The organism is Salinicoccus luteus DSM 17002 (assembly GCF_000712035.1).
Taxonomy (GTDB): Bacteria; Bacillota; Bacilli; order Staphylococcales; family Salinicoccaceae; genus Salinicoccus; species Salinicoccus luteus.
Genome location: NZ_JONV01000008.1, coordinates 172,851 through 191,019 on the forward strand (window position 1 = coordinate 172,851; position 18,169 = coordinate 191,019).

Consider the following 18,169-nt stretch of genomic DNA (forward strand, 5'->3'; position numbering starts at 1 on the left):
AGTGATTTTATCAAGTATGTTAAGCTATTTTAACCAAATTAATTTGCAATACTTTGATTAAGATTATTTACTTTTAAAGTTTATATATCAATAGTCATGATGAATGCTGAGTTATTATGTAAAGCATTTAATAAAATATACACAAATTTAAGTTAACAGGCTCAACATAAGAAAAGTAACAAAGTCATCTGGAATCCTGATTTTATGGATAAGGAAATGTAACATCGAATAGACGGCCACCTTTAACGTGGCTGTCTGTATTAAATTCAACCGACATGTTCTTTTTGGAGGGGCATCTATAGTATAATGGAAGCAACTTCCAATAGACAAGAATGGGTGAATGACATATGAGTTACGAAAGAGAGGATACTCTTGAGGCGAAGGTCATGAAACGTCTTGAGGGTATTGGATATGAACGGGTGCCGATCAGAAGCAACGAGGCACTGGAACAGAACTTCAGGGATATCCTGAACAGGCGTCATGCGAAGCTGAAGGCAGAGCCGCTCTCCGACAAGGAATTCAGCCGTCTGATGACGCAGATCAACAATAAGAGTGTATTCGACAGTGCGAAGATCCTAAGGGATAAGTTTGTGCTGAAGCGGGATGACGAGACGGAACTCTATCTCGAGTTCTTCGACCAGAAGAACTACGCACGGAACAGCTTCCAGGTGACGAACCAGATCAGTGTGGAGGACAGGTTCAAAGGACGGTATGATGTGACGGTGCTGATCAATGGTCTCCCTGTGGTGCAGCTCGAATTGAAACGTCGGGGTGTGGCGATCAACGAGGCATTCAACCAGGTGAAGCGGTACCGCCGGGACAACTACACAGGTCTGTTCCGCTATACGCAGCTATTCCTCCTCAGCAACTACAATGACACCAGATACTTCGCCAACGGGGACAAGGAGATCATGAAGAGCCATATGTTCTACTGGACGGATGAGGAGAACAACCGCATCACGAACCTTGATGCATTCATCGGCAGCTTCATGGCACCAACACACTTGGCGAAGATGATTTCCCGATACATGATCGTCAATGAGCCGGACAAGAACCTCATCGTCATGCGTCCCTACCAGGTGTATGCTACTGAAGCTCTGATCAACCGTGCGCTCAACACCGACAGGAACGGCTTTGTATGGCATACGACGGGCAGCGGGAAGACGCTGACCTCATTCAAGGCGAGCCAGCTGCTGGCACAGGAGCCGGACATCAAGAAGGTCATCTTCCTCGTCGACCGCAAGGACCTGGACACCCAGACGCAAAAGGAGTTCACAAAATTCGAACCGGACTCCGTGGACCATACGGACAACACGAAGCATCTGCTCAGGCAGCTCGGTGACAAAAGCAAGCCGATGATCATCACGACGATCCAGAAGATGACGAATGCCATCAAATCCAACCACCCGGTGATGGACGACTACCGGACGGACAAGGTGGTCTTCGTCATCGATGAGTGCCACCGTTCACAGTTCGGTGACATGCATATGGAAATCCGCAAACACTTCAAAAATGCCCAGTACTTCGGCTTTACTGGTACCCCGCGCTTCAAGGAGAACCGCAGTCAGGATGGACGCAGCACGGCGGACATCTTCGATACGTGCCTGCACAGCTATCTGATCAAGGATGCCATACGAGACGGCAACGTACTCGGTTTCTCTGTGGAATACATCAGCACCATCAATGATGAACTCAAGGTGATGGATGAACAGTATGTGTCGAAGATCGATACGGATGAAATATGGATGGCGGACAAGCGGATTGAACTCGTCACCCGGCACATCCATCAGATTCATGACAGGAAGACGAAGGACCGGGAATATGTGGCGATCTTCGCCACCCAGAGCATCGACATGGCGATGAAGTACTACGATATGTTCCAGAAGGTGAACGAAGAAGCGGAACGTCCGCTCAACGTGGCGACCATCTTCACGTATCAGACGAACCAGGATATGAAGGACGGCGACACGAAAGAAGCCGCGAAGCACCAGCTCGACCGGGTGCTCGGCGACTATAACAGACAGTTCGGCACGAACTTCTCCATCGATACGTATGGCAGCTATTTCGAGGATGTGTCGAAGCGGATCAAAGGGGAGAAGGCGGTTGAACAGATCGATATCCTGATCGTCGTCAACATGTTCCTGACGGGATTCGACAGCAGGAAGCTCAACACCCTCTACGTCGACAAGAACCTAAAGCACCATGACCTCATCCAGGCCTACTCACGCACCAACCGGGTGGAGAAGCAGAAGAAGTCCTTCGGCAATATCGTCGTCTATCGCAACCTCAAGAAGGCGACCGATGATGCCATCCAGCTCTTCAGTAAGACCGACAGCACGGACACCGTCTTGAGCAAGTCGTATGAGGAGTATTTGGACGAGTTCAAAAAGGCGCTAGATGAAATGCATGCCATTGCACCGAACCCTGGTGATGTGCAGGTGCTTGAGGATGAAACGATCATCAAATCATTCATCCTGGCATTCAGGGCACTTGGCCGGGCACTGGTGAAGCTTAAGACATTTGAAGCATTCGAGTTTACACGGGAAGAAATCGGCATGTCGGAACAGGACTATGAAGATTACAAGGGGCAGTATGTCGACCTTTATGAACGGTATGTCCGCGGTGAGAGTGAAGGAGAGAAGGTGTCTGTCATCAATGACATCGACTTCGAGATTGAACTCATCCGCAACGACAAGATCAACGTCCACTATATCCGCATGCTGCTCCGCAACATCGACCTTGAAGATAAAAAGCAGCAGGCACAGGAGCGCAAGAACATCAAGATGCTGCTTGACCGTGCGGACGATGAGCAGCTCAGGCTCAAAGCCGACCTCATCCGGGAGTTCCTAGACAAGGTCGTACCGACGCTTGATAAGGATGCGAATATCGATAAGGTCTATCTCGATTTCGAAGAGGACAAGCAGAATGAGGTGCTCAAGGAGTTCTCGGAAGAGATGGACATGCAGCATGGAAAGCTGCTCCAGTTCCTGACCGAGTACCAGTTCAGCGGACAGTTGTACCGTAAGGACATTTCGAAGGAGTTGTCGGGTCCATTCATGAAACGCAAGAAGAAGGTCGACAAGGTGATCGACTTCATCAAGAAGACGACCCGCAAGTTCGGGTTTGCAGAATAACAGGATAAGTATACAGGAGGAAACACATAGATGATGACAGTAACCGAAAAGCAGCGCCAGCAGCAGGCAGAGCTGCACAAGAAATTATGGAGCATTGCCAATGATCTGAGGGGAAATATGGATGCGAGTGAGTTCAGGAACTATATCCTCGGACTCATCTTCTACCGATTCCTGTCTGAGAAGACAGAAGCGGAAGTCGACGATATGCTGAGAGAGGATAATATCTCCTACTCTGAAGCTTGGAAAGATGAAGAGATGCAGGAAGCATTGAAGGAAGAACTCACTACACGCATCGGCTACGTCGTCGAGCCGCGCTATCTCTTCAGCACGATGATCAGGGAGATTGAAGCGGGGGACTTCGACATCGAGAAGCTTTCTGAAGCCATCTCAGCCGTCGAAGCATCGACGCTCGGAGAACAGAGTGAGGATGATTTCACTCACCTCTTCGATGATATGGACCTTACATCATCACGTCTCGGCAACAGCGTCTCCGCCAGGACGAAACTCATTTCCAAAGTCATGTTGAATCTCAATACATTACCGTTTGTGCACAGTGATATCGAAATAGACATGCTCGGGGATGCGTATGAGTACATGATCGGACAGTTTGCCGCCACAGCAGGCAAGAAGGCGGGGGAGTTCTACACACCACAGCAAGTGTCCAAAATCCTCGCTGAAATCGTGACGACCGGCAGAGACAACCTTAGAAACGTCTATGACCCGACATGCGGCTCCGGATCCCTCCTGCTCCGTGTCGGCAGGAATGCCAATGTCAGACACTACTATGGCCAGGAGTACAACAGTACGACATACAACCTCGCCCGAATGAACATGCTTCTGCATGATGTGAACTACAAGGCATTCTCCATAGAGAATGGCGATACACTCGAAGAGCCGGCATTCGGTGATATGAAGTTCGAAGCCGTCGTCGCCAATCCACCATACAGTGCCAAGTGGAGCGGAGATGCTTCATTCCTTGAGGACGATCGGTTCAGCGACTACGGCAAGCTCGCACCGAAATCAAAGGCAGATTTCGCCTTCATCCAGCATATGGTGCACTACCTCGATGACCACGGCACGATGGCCGTCGTCCTGCCGCACGGTGTCCTTTTCAGGGGTGCAGCAGAAGGTACAATCCGGAAGTATCTGATTGAAAATAAAAACTACCTCGATGCCGTCATTGGACTTCCAGCCAATATCTTCTACGGCACCAGCATCCCGACATGCATCCTTGTCTTCAAGAAGAATAGGCAGGCAGATGACGATGTCCTCTTCATCGATGCTTCAAATGCATTTGAAAAAGGCAAAAACCAGAATCATCTGAAGGATGAAGACGTGGAGAAAATCCTCGAAACATACCGTAACAGGGAAACTATAGACAAATACAGCTATGTTGCAACACTCGGAGAGATCGAAGAGAACGATTATAACCTGAACATCCCGAGATACGTCGATACTTTTGAAGAAGAAGAACCCGTCGACCTCCAGCAGGTCCAGAAGGACATAAAGGAAATCGATGCAGAAATCGAAACACTTGAAAAAGAAATTAATGGATATTTGAAAGAACTGGGTGTGTTGTATGATGAGTAAACAGAATGTACCTGAGTTGAGGTTTCCAGAGTTTAGTGGGGAATGGGAAGAGAGGAAACTGGAAGAAATAATGAGTTTCTCAAAAGGAAAAGGCATATCCAAATCAGATTTATCTGATGAAGGAGCTTCTTGTGTATTATATGGTGAGCTCTACACTAAATATAATGAAGAGATTAATGAAGTTCATAGTAAAACAAATTTACCAAAAAATAGATTGAAATATGCTTTTTTCAATGATGTGTTGATACCTTCTTCGGGGGAAACATCGATTGATATCGCTACTGCTAGTTCTGTAGGTGTTGACAATGTATTAGCAGGTGGGGATATAAATATATTGACACCAAAGGAAGATGTGAAGGGCCACTTTGTTTCACTAATGATTAATGGTAAATACAAATTTGAGTTGGCTAAATATGCTCAAGGTAAGACAGTAGTACATTTGTATAATAACGATATTAAAAAATTGGAAATGAAGTATCCAAGTATTGAAGAGCAGGATAAAATAAGCGCTTTATTTACCAAGCTAAATCGACTGATTGAGTTGGAAGAGAAGAAGCTTGAATTATTGGAAGAACAGAAGAAGGGGTATATGCAAAAGATTTTCTCCCAAGAATTAAGGTTCAAAGATGAGAATGGTAATGACTATCCGGAGTGGCAAGAGAAGAAACTTAAAGAATTAAGTGATGTGGAATCAGGAAAAAGACTTCCCAAAGGACATGAATTAACTTCAGTTAGAGAAGATAACGTACCTTATATTAGTGTTTCAGATATGACTGACAAATATGTTTCTTATAAAAATATTCAATATTTATCAAAAGAAACAGAACTTTTGATTCGAAAGTATAAAGTTAAATCAGGAGATCTTATTATTTCTATAGCAGGAACATTGGGTAAAGTATGTATAGTTGACCAGAGTCTTGAAGATGCTAATTTAACTGAGAACTGCAATAAAATAACAAATTACGAAGAAAATATCTCTCAATACTTCTTATATACTTATTTGAAGAGTAATAAGATACAAACTTATATAAATAGAGAGAAGACCACAAGTAGTCAACCCAAGTTAGCTTTAGATAGGCTGAGGAACTTTACAATATTAGTTCCTAAAAAAGAGGAACAAATAAAAATTTCAAATCTATTTAATACTATTGATAAAATATTAGAAAGAAATACACAAAAATTAACGCTTCTAAAAATAAAAAAGAAAAGTTTGCTTCAAAAGATGTTTATATGAATTGCAACTAGAACTTAACATTTTTATTATTACTAGTCTTTTCACTAAAAAGTTATAAAGCTATAGTTGTTACTGTTTGGTGGAAAGACTAGAATTGTAGTATTTTACTTTAAATAAATTCATTTAACATGTATTTTTGGGATGAATATAAAATTGAAGAATTACAGTTACTCGTGAATTATGAATAAATATGACTAGATTAGATTATAAAAGTCAAAAGGTGAAGTTTTAAAATTCTCTATCCTATAAAGAGGAGGAATATTTGTGAAGCAGAACTCTGAAGCTAATGTTAATATTTACAACCATAATGAAGCCAATACATCTAAAGGTTTAAACAAACATCTTTGTATAGTCTTTGAAACGAATACATTAAGGGGGAGTCTTGAATTTGAGTCTCCAAATAAATTAACAGGTAGTCTTAATAAAATACAGAAAGCCCTTGTAGAGTTGAACCTTATTGAATTAGTAGTCTTAGTGGTACCAGATATTGCCTTAGAGGAACTTAGAAGACAATACATAGAAACCTATGATTCTAATGTTATCAAGATACAGAACATTATCAAAAACACTGAATTACCAGGTATAGAAATAGAACGTGATGAAATGTTTGATGTAGAAAAGTACACGCTTACAGCACTTGAAAAGATTCGGGAAACACTTGCAAATGAATATGCAATTTTGACTAATATGAGCATGTATAGTGCATCTTTTCATTCATTAGTTGATAGAGCTCTAGAAAAGAGAAGTCCTTTTGAAGCGAAGAAAGGGCAGTCAGATAAAGGATTCAAAGACGCAATTTTATGGGAGAATATTATTGATTATAAAAAAAATCATCTTAACTATGAAATAATGCTCTTTTCAAAAGATAAAGATTTTGATCAGAGCTTAGAGGAAGAATATCAAAATGAATTTAATGAGCCAATTAGAATTCTTGATAACCTTGAAGACATAACTTCACATTTAATTTCTATTTCTAAAAAAACTTCTCCTTCTTTATTGGAAGAAATAGAGGAGTCTCATCATATAAAACAGTTTTTACAAAATAATGTAAATGAAGTCTTATTACAATATAAGCACTGGATAGAAGATCTAGAGGCCTATGGTGCTGGAATAAGAATCTTTGAAATTACTGATTTAACCATTAATAATATACTACCAGTTGAATTTTCCCATTATCACATCGAGGGTGATTATTATGCTTTAATTGAGGTGCGAGCTAGAGGTTCTAGTAATAGCTTGGAAAAATCATTTCGTTCATATATACATACAGATGTTTTTATAGATGGAGAAAATGATATTTCTTTTGAGATTACTGGACTAACACTTTCAGAGGAAGATTAGTATATAAGATTACTGTTATTTTGGCTAAAAAAAATAGTATGTTTAATATTGAGATAGTAGTTTTCCTTGTAGTTAATTCCACACTCTAACAAAAAGATGAAGTTTAAAAATTTTATTTAATTTTAATCAAGGGGAGGGTTTAAAAAAATTTAAACTAGTTTAGCATAACCTAAATTCTCGTTGTGAGAGCCACTTATAAGCAATTTTTAGTAATATGTTGCCACACTTTGATACCAAATTGATGTGCAATTAGTATCATGGTTTGATTCCATCTAATATCAAAGTCATTCCCTGCTGTTTTTCTTATGATAGAAGTTACTTCAGAGGCTTTTAAAGGGTCCTTTAATTTTTCAAAACGATTTAGATGCATATAATGCTCTTCATTCTCATTTCCTTCATAATCACATAATTCAATAATCCCAGTAGCTATTCCTCGTCCAATTATACCGACATTGCTTGAATATAAAAAAACCAAATCATTAGCTTCAATTGTATCAATATAATATTTCCAAGGATTATAATAAGCTGAGCACTTCTGATCTCTTAACATCTCGTCCTCACATTTAGGATTGTGGGATTGATTAGTATTGATAATATATACTTTAGGCAAATTAATTTCCTCCTTCTGAAAAGATAGTGGATTACTCATAGCTTACCATATAATTGTAAAGACTTCGGAAGGTTGCACTGGATTTTGTCCCTGCAATGATACAATAAATATTAAAGGGGTCAATATGGAAATTTATTTTGGTTTAAGGCTTAGGCTCTTATCTTGATTAAAGTAAAGTTTTCCTCCAATAATTGAATAATCCATTCATACCAAACACAGGATCACATCCAGGCATCGGAACCTGCTTAATATTTTCCACCTTCTCAGGCCGCTCTTCAGGTTTCCCGTAGCACATATCAAAACTGGCGCCTCCGGGGTAGGCACCGTAATTCGCATAATCGTTACTTGCTTCTAACTTCTTATGACCATAACCAGCAGGGAGAATGATGACATCGCCTTTCTCCGCTTCTACCACTTCACCCTGCTCACCGCCAAGCTGCAGTGTGGCATGTCCTTTTTTGACCGCAAGCACTTCATGGGTGTTGCTATGGTAGTGGTGGAAAGGGTGGACGGAACCGAGCCATTCCCCGGACCAGCCATTGGCGTTGAGGATGGTGAGAATATCATCACCATCTTCAAACACATTCTTATAGATCAGCAGGGGAAAGTCGGGGTGGTTGGGTATCTTGCCGTCGTCTTCGACCTTTATTGGAATGATTTCAATATCCTCAGCACGCTTCATCTTCATCCCTCCAAATAGTGATTATTATACTTTTACCGCTTCTGACTGAAGCTAACCATTACATTTAAAGTCCATAAAAAAGGAGCAGATTGCTCTGCTCCAATAGATTCAACATATGGGAGTCTCCACAGTGGTGGAGGCTCCTTTTATCTTCTCAGTCCATCTCATAATACGCGCTGAATCGGTCGAGCTCCTCAATGGTCGTGATGTCATGGGGGAGCAGGGCCACTCGGATGAGGTTCTGATCCGTGAAGGTATCTTCAATCTCCTTCAGATACCGCTGTTCATGCTCCCGTCGCTGGGCAAGGAAGGTGCCGTCGGCTTCATCGGGCAGCACCTTATTGATGATGAGCGTCTTTACATGCAGATGATACTTGTCGAGGAGTCCTACAGCCTTCTTGGTTTCAAGTATCGGCAGCCTTTCGGGGTTCAGGACGAATATGAATCCCGTCTTGCCGGACTCGAGCATGATCTCCCGTGCCCGTGAGAAGCGGTTCTGCCGGGTGAGTAGGACATCATAGATCGGGTCTTCAACCGGCTCCCCGTCGTTTAAGAGCTGGGTGTAGTTCTCATTCGTCTTCTGCCGCTTCTTCAGCAATCCCTCGATCCACACGCCCATCAGCTCCGGCAGTGTGAGAAGCCTTATGGTGTGGCCAGTTGGGGCAGTGTCGAAAACGAGGTGGTCGTATTCGGCTTCCTCCTCGAGGATGATGGAGACGAGCTTGTCGAACAGCGCCGATTCATCCGCACCGGGTGAGGCCTGGGCGGTGTCAAGCTGGCGGTTGACTTCCTCGATCATGCTGGACTGGACGGTGCCCTTGATGTTCTCCTTCACCGAGTCGATATACTTCTTCGTCTCATGCTCCGGGTCGATCTCAAGCGCATGGAGGTTATCTGTAATCTGTACAGTTTCCCCACCGATGTCACGCGAGAAGATGTGCCCGAGGTTATGGGCCGGATCGGTCGAGACGAGGAGCGTCTTCTTCCCGGATTTTGCGAGTCGCCATGCGATGGCGGCAGCGGACGTAGATTTTCCTACGCCGCCCTTGCCACCGATGAACAGGATCTTCTTTGTATGAATGCTCATGGATATGCTCCTTTAGTATAGTCAGCAGCAGCGGATGCCGGTAAGGGGCGATTTGTCCATCCCCATGCGGAGATGCCAGTCGTGGAAGTCCTCGATGATGTGCGGGTACAGTTCCAGCGTGTAGTAGTAGACTGGATTCGGTATGCCGATCATCTCGGAGTAGAGGAGCAGCAGGAAGAGGTCATCCTGGTCCCTCAGCTCCCTGGCGACTTCCGTACGGTGGGGCATTTCGAGCACTTCCTCGTAGTACCGGATCAGCTTCTTGATATTTTCGAGCATGGGCTATCCCTCCTTACTCGTCATTGCGGTGCTTCGCGAGTTCATCATCGAATTTGCCGGAGAGTGCCTGGATGGATGTGATGACGATCCAGATGGCAAAGACGAAGATGATTGCGCCTAAGACAAACAGCAGCAGGTTCGAGCCGTCGGCGTACCAGGCCCATTCGAAGAACACCTGGACGAACATGGCATAGAGTGTCATGAACATCAGGAAGATCATCGGGATGAGCGTGACGGCGTAGTTGATGCCTTGGCGCTTCAGCCAGATGGAAATCAGCAGCAGACTGATGCCCGCAAGCAGCTGGTTCGATGTACCAAACAGCGGCCAGATGAGATAGCCGCCGGAACCGAATCCGTTCGGCCCTTCCGGAATCAGTACGAGTGCGGCAGTGGAGACGACGGCGATGCTTGTTGCCACATGCTTCTTCGTGAGTGACGGTACTTTATACTCGGTGCCGATTTCAGCAATGATGTAGCGCATGAGGCGGACTGCCGTATCGAGCGTTGTAGCAGCGAAGCTGACGACGATGATGGAGACGATTGTTGTCGCGACAGCTGCCGGGATGCCGAGGCCGCCGGCAAGAATCGCAGCCCCTTCGACGAAGTTGCCGAGGCCGGTTGCATTGGCTTCATTGAAGCTCGAGTAGGTGGCAGAGAAGTCATCCACACTGCTGAACAGCGTTACGACGGCGATGATGGAGATGAGTGCAAGGATCCCCTCGCCGACGGCACCGAAGTAGCCGACAAAGCGGGCATCCGTTTCCTTATCGAGCTGCTTGGATGATGTACCCGAAGATACGAGTCCGTGGAAACCGGAGATTGCACCACAGGCAACCGTGATGAAGAGCAGCGGCAGCCAGGAAGTGTCCGCATCGGCGTTCGTCGCCGGTGCATTAATCGTTGGATTCGTCAGCAGCAGACCTGCATACAGGATGAGCAGCCCAACGGTCAGCTGGTGGGAGTTGATGAAATCCCGTGGTTGGAGCAGCTTCCATACCGGCAGAGTCGATGCGATATAGACATAGATGAGCAGGATGACAATCCAGACCATGAAGGCCGTCGATACGGCACCGAGGCCGAACAGTCCCGCAGCCTCCTCACCACCCATATAGGACACGAGGTCGATCTGCAGCCAGGATACTTCCGCCGTAATGACGGCGACGAAATACATGGCGGCAAGTGCGAGCAGTGAAGGGACGAGCATCTTCATATTCTTCTTGTATGCCGCGTAGCCGATCCATATCGCGAGTGGAATCTGGATGAAGACGGGCAGGACGCTTGCCGGATATGTAATGAACAGGTTTGCGATGACCCAGGCGAATACCGCATTGATCATCAGCACGAGTGTGAGGATGATGAACAGGAACAGTATCTTGCCGCGCCGGCCGATGAACTTTTCTGCGATCGTACCGATCGACTGGCCTTTATTCCTGACGGATATTGCGAGCGTTCCGAAGTCATGGACACCGGCGGCGAATACGGTCCCGAGGATGACCCACAGGAAGGCCGGCAGCCAGCCCCAGTAGACGGCGATGGCAGGCCCGAGGATCGGTGCCGCCCCCGCGACGGATGTGAAGTGGTGGCCCCAGAGGACGAATTTGTTCGTAGGTACGAAGTCGACGCCGTCCTTGTACTTGTGGGCCGGTGTCATATAGTTGGGGTCGAGCCGGTAGATGCGTTCTGCGATGAATTTGGAGTAGTAGCGGTAGCCCAGGACGAAGACGCCGAGGCCGATGATTGCGACGAGTATGGCATTCATTGAAGTTCCCCCTTCTTATTATGTATTACTTTAGAGTGTAGCGAATATTCAAATTATTGTAAATGCGAAAAAGTACAATGAAGCCTTTCATGGAGGGGAAGAAACAAAAATGCCACCGGATATACTTCCGGTGACATGTGATTATATTGGATGTGATTCTACTTTTTTCTCGGTTTCTCAAAGCCGTAGGCCTGCCCATCCTTATGGACGATGTCATCTTCCCATGGCAATTTATACTCCCCGTTCTGCAGATCCTGCATATAGGTGTACGGCGCGTCGGTGATGCCGCCTTCGACGGCGACATAGCCGCGGTGTCCGAGCTGATACATGTTGTTCTCGACGGCCCAGTCCGTCCGCGCCTCCCGGACGAGGTCCGGTCTGACTTCCCCGGTGATGATCTCATCCGGGCGGTTGCTGCCTTCGACCATCGGCACCCCGTCGAAGTTGACGATCATGCCTTCGCCCATGGAATCGTTCGTGCCGTCGGTGCCGCACATGGCGACCGATGCGGTATAGGCGAGGTTACAGAAGGCGTTCGACTGGTTCGTGATCCGCCAGGAGTGACGGATCGGCGCAGTGTATCCTGCCGTCCTCAGGATGATGTCAGCACCTTTATACGCCAGCTCACGACTGACTTCCGGGAACATGCCGTCGTGGCAGATCGCGAGTCCAAGTGTACTGCCGTTCGGCCCTTCACATACCGGCAGCCCGACATCTCCCGGCTCCCAAGGTTCAACGGGCACCCATGGATGCAGCTTCCGGTAGTTCAGTTTGATTTCTCCCTTGTTGTCGATGATCAGTCCGGTGTTGTATGGATTACCGTCCGGGTTATACTCCATGATGGAGAAGCAGCCCCAGATGTCATTCTCCCTGCACACATCCTTGAATGCCTCGACTTCAGGGCCATCCACATCACACATGATCTCCTTGTCCATGCTCATGGAGAGGCCATGCAGCATATATTCCGGAAAGACCACCAGGTCGATCGGTGCAGCAAACCGCTTCGCCTTCCTGACCATTTCACAAACCTTCTCCGTCTGCTGCGTGAGGTCCGCCTTCGTTTCAGTCACCGGCAACTGCAGCTGTACAAGTCCGATGACCACACCATTCTGTGATTTGTTCAGTCCACCAAGTCCACTCATTTTATTCATCCTCCTTCATTTACTCGAAATTTACCCCTGGGGTTGTTGGGGCAAACAGGTCATGAAAGGATAACAAACAATTACGCATCAAATTTATTTTTATATGGTGTCATATATGGTACCATTATAGTGAGCGAGAAGGAGGTGACACATGGCTGGAGTGGAAAAGCTGATTGAAAAGATGAAACGTCAGCCGAATAATATAAAGTTCTCTGAAGCTGAAAAGGTGTTAAAGGCTTATGGATATGAACTTGTGAGGGTAAAGGGAAGTCATCACATCTTTAAGAACAAGATGACAGGAGAAAGATGGCCTTTGCCATATCAAAAACCATTAAAACCCTATCTGATCAGAGAACTGTTGAAGCGGATAGGGGAAGATTAGTTCCCTTATTTGTACACTTCAATCCACTTTACGGTCATGGAAGCATATGAGTGTAGCAGAGAAGAAAGATTTAAACTACTATTTGGAGCAACCTTACAACGTTATTATTAAGCCCATCCGGGATGAATCTGGAGATTATTATGCAGCTCGAGTGTTGGAGTTCGACGGATGCATCGCAACCGGGGATTCCTTCCAAGATACGCATGAAGCTATATATGAAGTGCTGGAAGGTTTCATTGAGGATATGATGGAAAATGGGGAAGAGATACCGGAACCTATTGGTGATGAACAGTTTAGTGGAAATTTAAGGGTCCGTATGCCGAAGAGTCTGCATAGGGAGTTAAGCCAGGCGGCTAAATTGGAAGGAGTTTCTTTAAACCAGTATCTGATAAATAAGCTCAGCAAGTAAATAGACCTATGTAAATTGGTTTAGAAGGATTTTCTCATCGTAATGCCCTACCAGATGTCATAATCGATGTACCAAATAAAACCCCCAATCTACTGCCATAGATTGGGGGTTCGGTGTTTCATGTACAGCATCCTATTTGTTGCTTGTATTATAACACCATAAGTCTTATAAATCCAGTGCAGTGGGGGAGAAAGGATAGGTTCCCTCCAGTAATGACGGAGACACTCATCGGTGTTTCGTCAATAATTCCTTCGGGATATGGCAGTAGTCATTGAGGTACTTATCCAGCCGGTCCTGATGTTCCTCTGCACTTCTTACATAATTGGTGAGAGGGAGTACTTCGACGGCGATTTGTGCGTGGTCATCCCTCTGTTTTATGAATGCTTCCGCTTCTTCCAGATGCTCCGGGTCTTCGCTATATAATCCAGTCCTGTACTTCCTGCCGACATCCTCACCCTGACGGTCTACACTGTAGGGGTCGATAATCTCGAACAGGTGACCCATCAATTGGTCGATGGAGGTGACTGCGGGGTCGAATTCCGTCTTTACACATTCAGCATATCCGTCATATGCACCATCGATTGTGTCACTGCTGCCGTTTGCCCGGCCGGCTTCCGTGGATATGACGCCGGGCAAAGTCTTGATGAAGGCCTGGACGCCCCACAGGCATCCGCCAGCCAAGTATACGGTTTCCATATCATCTGCTCCTTCCGGTCATTTGAATATTCTTGTCAGAAACTCCGGTATGAGGGGACTGCCTTCAGGTCCGAGTGCATCCGGATCGAATCTTTTTGCGTTGTCATTCAGCCTCTGGCTGACGATGTCCCCCTGGACCAGGCTGCTCCGATCGTTGAAGCGGATGGGGATGGACTTGCATTTATGAATCTTCGGGGCGTCCATCACCTGGAAGTGGATGTGCGCTTCCGAGGAATTGCCGGATTTCGCTATTACATTTCCCGCCTGGACGATATCTCCCTTATCGACCTTGATCGAGTTTTCCTTCAGGTGGGCGAGGAGGCTGTATTCCTTTTTGGCATGCTGGAGGATGATGTAGTTGCCGGCGGGCTGCTTTTCATTCATCACACCCGGCACATTATCCGGTATGTTGTTGAGCACCTTGACCACCCTGCCACCGGCGGGGGCGATGATGTCCTTATTGAAGGCATGGTAGTTTTCATTTTTCTTCGGTGTGCCCTTATGGGTCTTTCCCTTCTCCATGATCAACAGGTCGTACGCATATCTTTGGGAAGGGTAGGCGTAATGGTAGTTGATGAATTCATTGGCGCCGCCCCAGAAGACGAGCCAGTCGCCATTCACCGGCATGGTGTAGGAGATCTCGGACAGTGTGCCGTCGGTTTTCGGGAACGTCTTATATTCATGCACTACGAGCCGGTGGATCAGGTCGGCCGAGTCGAAATAGACGCTGAGTCCCTTCTTGCCACTCTGATCGCGCCACAGATAGTGCCGGTGCTCCCCAAGATGGGAGACGTGCTCCAGCTTATACTGCTCAACCCCCTGGTTGTATCCATACACCATCTTCTCGAACTGGTCGAGGGTGATGATGTGCTTGAAGTCCGCAATGCACTGGTCATATATGGACTTCGGCCTTTCATTCAGGAAAGCCTCCCCGAAATTTTCGGGATCGATTTTACCGTTGGAACGATGATTACTCACAGAACCCCTCCGTTTTGTCATTGGTTTCACGTTTCCATATTATCATTGTTGGGAAGAGGGGGGATAACACTAACTATTGTTTATGGACGGTAAATAGAGGAAGGTGTGTGTTTTTTAAGAAATACTTGAGAGGAGTGGAAATATGAGTCCGGAACACATAGGGTTTGCGCTGCTGATCCTGGGAATCTTCCTCCTGCTCGGAAAATGGATCCGGATGCGTGTGGAGTTGATGCAGAACCTTTTCCTCCCAGCGTCGGTCATCGGGGGATTTGTGGCCTTGTTTTTGGGCCCGGGAGTACTGGGGCGGATCGCCGGTAACTTCGTCGGAGAAGACTCGTTCTGGACAACGGGGATATTGACTGAAGAGATCATGGAGGTCTGGTCATCACTTCCCGGCCTCATGATCAACATCGTTTTTGCGACGCTGTTCATCGGTACTGTCCTGCCGGGGTTGAAGAGGATCTGGAATGTCGGGGGACCGCAGCTGGCATTCGGCTGGACCCTTGGCTGGGGACAGTATGTCATCGGCCTCCTGCTGGCGCTGCTTATCCTGGTGCCGTTCTATGACATGCCGCCGCTTGTCGGTGCACTCATTGAAATCGGCTTCGAGGGCGGACATGGTACGGCTGCCGGGCTGCAGGAGACATTCGCGGACCTTGGATTCCCGGAAGCCTATGACCTCGCTGTCGGTATGGCCACTGTCGGAATCCTGAGCGGGGTGATCATCGGCATCATCCTGATCAACTGGGGTGTCCGAAGGGACAAGACGAAGATCATCAGCAATGTAAAAGGGATGTCTGCGACGAAGAAAGCGGGCATCGTCGAGGAGGAAGGCCGCGATTCCGGACCAAAGAAGACGGTCAGGTCCGAATCGATCGAGACGCTTACATTCCATTTCGCCATCGTCGGACTCGCCATCTTCATCGGCTACCTTCTGCTGGAAGGCATCACGTGGCTCGAAGCTGCGCTGTTCGGCTCGGACTTCATGACATATGTGCCGCTGTTCCCGTTAGCGATGTTCGGGGGACTGGCCGTCCAGTTCTTCGTGGACAAATATGACAAGCACCGTCTCGTCGACAGGCAGATGATTACAAGCATCCAGGGCTTTGCCCTCGATATACTCATCATCAGTGCCATTGCGACCGTTTCACTGGCGGTCCTCGGGGAATATCTTGTGCCGTTCCTGCTGCTCGCTGTATTCGGTATCTTGTGGAACGTGTTCGGATTCTTCGTCTTCGGACCAAGGATGCTGCCGGACTACTGGCTTGAGCGGGCCATCGGTGACTTTGGCCAGTCGACGGGTGTTACCGCCACCGGTCTGATGCTGATCCGCGTGGCGGACCCTGAGACAGAATCTCCCGCACTTGAAGGTTTCGGCTACAAACAGCTTGTGTTCGAGCCGTTCCTTGGCGGCGGCCTCGTCACCGCATTATCCGCGCCGCTCGTCTTTCAGTTCGGCCCGATACCGTTTCTCATCTTTGCATCGGTCATGCTGTTGATCGGACTGCTTATGGGCCTCCTTTATTTCGGGAAGAAGAAGGTGGAATAGAAGAACTTCTTCATGCATTTCATGGACACACATACTAAAGGACGAATGGCAGACCATCCACTTTCTGGTGATGGGCCATTCGTCCTTTTTTCATCTAGCGGAATTGCATCAATTGTCTGATCTATATGTTACTCAGCGCCTGATCCAGGTCTTCCTTCAGGTCATCGGCATTTTCGAGGCCGACGGACAGGCGGAGCAGATTCTCGGGTGCGCGAGTCAGTTCCTTTTCCACGGAGTAGCGGTGCTCGATATAGGTGTGTGTGCCGCCGAGGCTCGTGGCCTGCGTGATGATTTCGACAGTATTGGCGACTGTGAGCGCCTCCTTTTCTCCGCCTTTGACCTGGAACGACAAGAGTCCGCCGAAACCGCTCATCTGCTTCTTGGCGACCTCATGGCTTGGATGGTTTTCAAGGCCTGGATAATGGACGGCTTCGACCCTGTCATGCTGCTTTAGGAAGTCGGCAATCTCTTTGGCATTGGCGCAGTGGACACGCATCCGTGCAGACAGGCTCTGCACACCGCGCAGGGCCAGCCAGCAGTCGAATGAAGATGGTACGGCCCCTTTGGCATGCTGCCAGTTGCGCAGGTTGGTGAGCATCTGAGTGTCTTCCTTCGCAACGACCGCACCGAGGAGCAGGTCGCTGTGGCCGCCGATGTACTTCGTGACGGAATGGAGCGAGAAGTCGACGCCGAGGGCGAGCGGATTCTGCAGCATCGGTGTTGCGGCTGTATTGTCTATGACGGTGTAGGCGCCAGCTTCTGTGGCAATCTCGACGACGGCTTCGATGTCGGTGATCTTGATCTGCGGATTGGACGGGGTCTCCATCCAGACGAGTCCGGTATCCGCCTCCTCGACAGTCTCCCTCACGGCGTTGAGGTCGGTCATGTCGACTGTGACGATGTCATACCGTCTGCCGATGTCCGTCTCGCCGATCAGTGTGCGGACGCCGAAATACATATCATCGGCCATGACGATGCGCTGGGATTTCTCGGCAGGCAGGGATTCGATCACCGAGGCGATCGCCGCCATGCCTGAAGCATACGTCACGCAGTCATATCCATTTTCAAGTTCCGTGAGGCATGCTTCCAGCGACCGGCGGTTCGGGTTGTCCCCCCGGCTGTACATGAAGCCATCCGTATAGGAACCATCTTCAGCCCGCTCATATGTAGTGGATAGGTGGATCGGTGTCGTGACCGCGCCTGTGACGGGGTCGACCTTGCGTCCGGCATGGACGGCTTTTGTTTCAAAACGCATAAATATCCCTCTCTTCTAAAATGTATACTCCCCATTATATAA

Annotated in this window: 16 protein-coding genes; 7 read left to right on the forward strand and 9 right to left on the reverse strand. The window is 47.6% G+C overall.

Annotation, left to right across the window (positions count from 1 at the left end; all coding sequences use genetic code 11):
- The first annotated feature begins 347 nt into the window (after nt 1-347).
- The 4 genes from BO53_RS0105675 (at nt 348) to BO53_RS0105690 (ending at nt 7,299) form a co-directional block, all read left to right on the forward strand.
- The gene (locus BO53_RS0105675; RefSeq protein WP_031546399.1) at nt 348-3,134 is read left to right on the forward strand and encodes a type I restriction endonuclease subunit R; all 2,787 of its coding nucleotides are present in this window, start codon (nt 348-350) and stop codon (nt 3,132-3,134) included.
- A 33-nt stretch (nt 3,135-3,167) separates the two neighbouring features.
- Nucleotides 3,168-4,724: a type I restriction-modification system subunit M gene (locus BO53_RS0105680; protein ID WP_031546403.1), complete on the forward strand. Its 1,557-nt coding sequence runs from the start codon at nt 3,168-3,170 to the stop codon at nt 4,722-4,724.
- Nucleotides 4,717-5,958 (forward strand): restriction endonuclease subunit S, encoded by a 1,242-nt coding sequence (locus tag BO53_RS0105685; protein ID WP_051683027.1) that lies wholly within the window; start codon nt 4,717-4,719, stop codon nt 5,956-5,958. Before BO53_RS0105680 ends, BO53_RS0105685 begins: the two co-directional genes overlap by 8 nt.
- Nucleotides 5,959-6,222: 264 nt before the next feature.
- Nucleotides 6,223-7,299 (forward strand): PIN domain-containing protein, encoded by a 1,077-nt coding sequence (locus BO53_RS0105690; protein ID WP_031546408.1) that lies wholly within the window; start codon nt 6,223-6,225, stop codon nt 7,297-7,299.
- A gap of 193 nt (nt 7,300-7,492) precedes the next feature.
- On the opposite strand, the gene BO53_RS0105695 is transcribed toward BO53_RS0105690, so the two are convergent.
- The 6 genes from BO53_RS0105695 to BO53_RS0105720 form a co-directional block, all read right to left on the reverse strand.
- Nucleotides 7,493-7,909, reverse strand: a complete 417-nt coding sequence (locus tag BO53_RS0105695) for a hypothetical protein (protein WP_031546410.1) — start codon at nt 7,907-7,909, stop codon at nt 7,493-7,495.
- 166 nt (nt 7,910-8,075) lie between these two features.
- Nucleotides 8,076-8,591, reverse strand: coding sequence for a cupin domain-containing protein (locus BO53_RS0105700; RefSeq protein WP_031546413.1), 516 nt, complete (start codon nt 8,589-8,591; stop codon nt 8,076-8,078).
- Nucleotides 8,592-8,745: 154 nt separating this feature from the next.
- Complete coding sequence (locus BO53_RS0105705) at nt 8,746-9,678, reverse strand: ArsA family ATPase (protein WP_031546416.1); 933 nt, start codon at nt 9,676-9,678, stop codon at nt 8,746-8,748.
- 21 nt (nt 9,679-9,699) lie between these two features.
- The gene (locus BO53_RS0105710; RefSeq protein ID WP_031546418.1) at nt 9,700-9,957 is read right to left on the reverse strand and encodes a cory-CC-star protein; all 258 of its coding nucleotides are present in this window, start codon (nt 9,955-9,957) and stop codon (nt 9,700-9,702) included.
- A 13-nt stretch (nt 9,958-9,970) separates the two neighbouring features.
- Nucleotides 9,971-11,716: a carbon starvation CstA family protein gene (locus BO53_RS0105715; protein WP_031546420.1), complete on the reverse strand. Its 1,746-nt coding sequence runs from the start codon at nt 11,714-11,716 to the stop codon at nt 9,971-9,973.
- 158 nt (nt 11,717-11,874) lie between these two features.
- Nucleotides 11,875-12,858 (reverse strand): formamidase, encoded by a 984-nt coding sequence (locus BO53_RS0105720; protein ID WP_031546423.1) that lies wholly within the window; start codon nt 12,856-12,858, stop codon nt 11,875-11,877.
- Between the two features lie 151 nt (nt 12,859-13,009).
- On the opposite strand from BO53_RS0105720, the gene BO53_RS0105725 reads away from it, so the two are divergent.
- Together BO53_RS0105725 and BO53_RS0105730 are read left to right on the forward strand one after the other, a co-directional pair.
- Entirely contained in the window at nt 13,010-13,240 is a 231-nt protein-coding gene (locus BO53_RS0105725; RefSeq protein ID WP_031546427.1) for a type II toxin-antitoxin system HicA family toxin, read from the forward strand.
- Between the two features lie 46 nt (nt 13,241-13,286).
- Entirely contained in the window at nt 13,287-13,649 is a 363-nt protein-coding gene (locus BO53_RS0105730; protein ID WP_031546429.1) for a toxin-antitoxin system HicB family antitoxin, read from the forward strand.
- A 225-nt stretch (nt 13,650-13,874) separates the two neighbouring features.
- On the opposite strand, the gene BO53_RS0105735 is transcribed toward BO53_RS0105730, so the two are convergent.
- On the reverse strand, nt 13,875-14,345 hold the full coding sequence (locus tag BO53_RS0105735) for a peptide-methionine (S)-S-oxide reductase (protein ID WP_031546432.1): 471 nt from the start codon (nt 14,343-14,345) through the stop codon (nt 13,875-13,877).
- An 18-nt stretch (nt 14,346-14,363) separates the two neighbouring features.
- The gene (locus BO53_RS0105740; RefSeq protein WP_051683029.1) at nt 14,364-15,323 is read right to left on the reverse strand and encodes a M23 family metallopeptidase; all 960 of its coding nucleotides are present in this window, start codon (nt 15,321-15,323) and stop codon (nt 14,364-14,366) included.
- A gap of 142 nt (nt 15,324-15,465) precedes the next feature.
- On the opposite strand from BO53_RS0105740, the gene BO53_RS0105745 reads away from it, so the two are divergent.
- Entirely contained in the window at nt 15,466-16,872 is a 1,407-nt protein-coding gene (locus BO53_RS0105745; protein ID WP_031546438.1) for a sodium/glutamate symporter, read from the forward strand.
- A gap of 121 nt (nt 16,873-16,993) precedes the next feature.
- On the opposite strand, the gene BO53_RS0105750 is transcribed toward BO53_RS0105745, so the two are convergent.
- Entirely contained in the window at nt 16,994-18,127 is a 1,134-nt protein-coding gene (locus tag BO53_RS0105750) for a trans-sulfuration enzyme family protein (RefSeq protein WP_031546443.1), read from the reverse strand.
- Nucleotides 18,128-18,169: the final 42 nt, after the last annotated feature.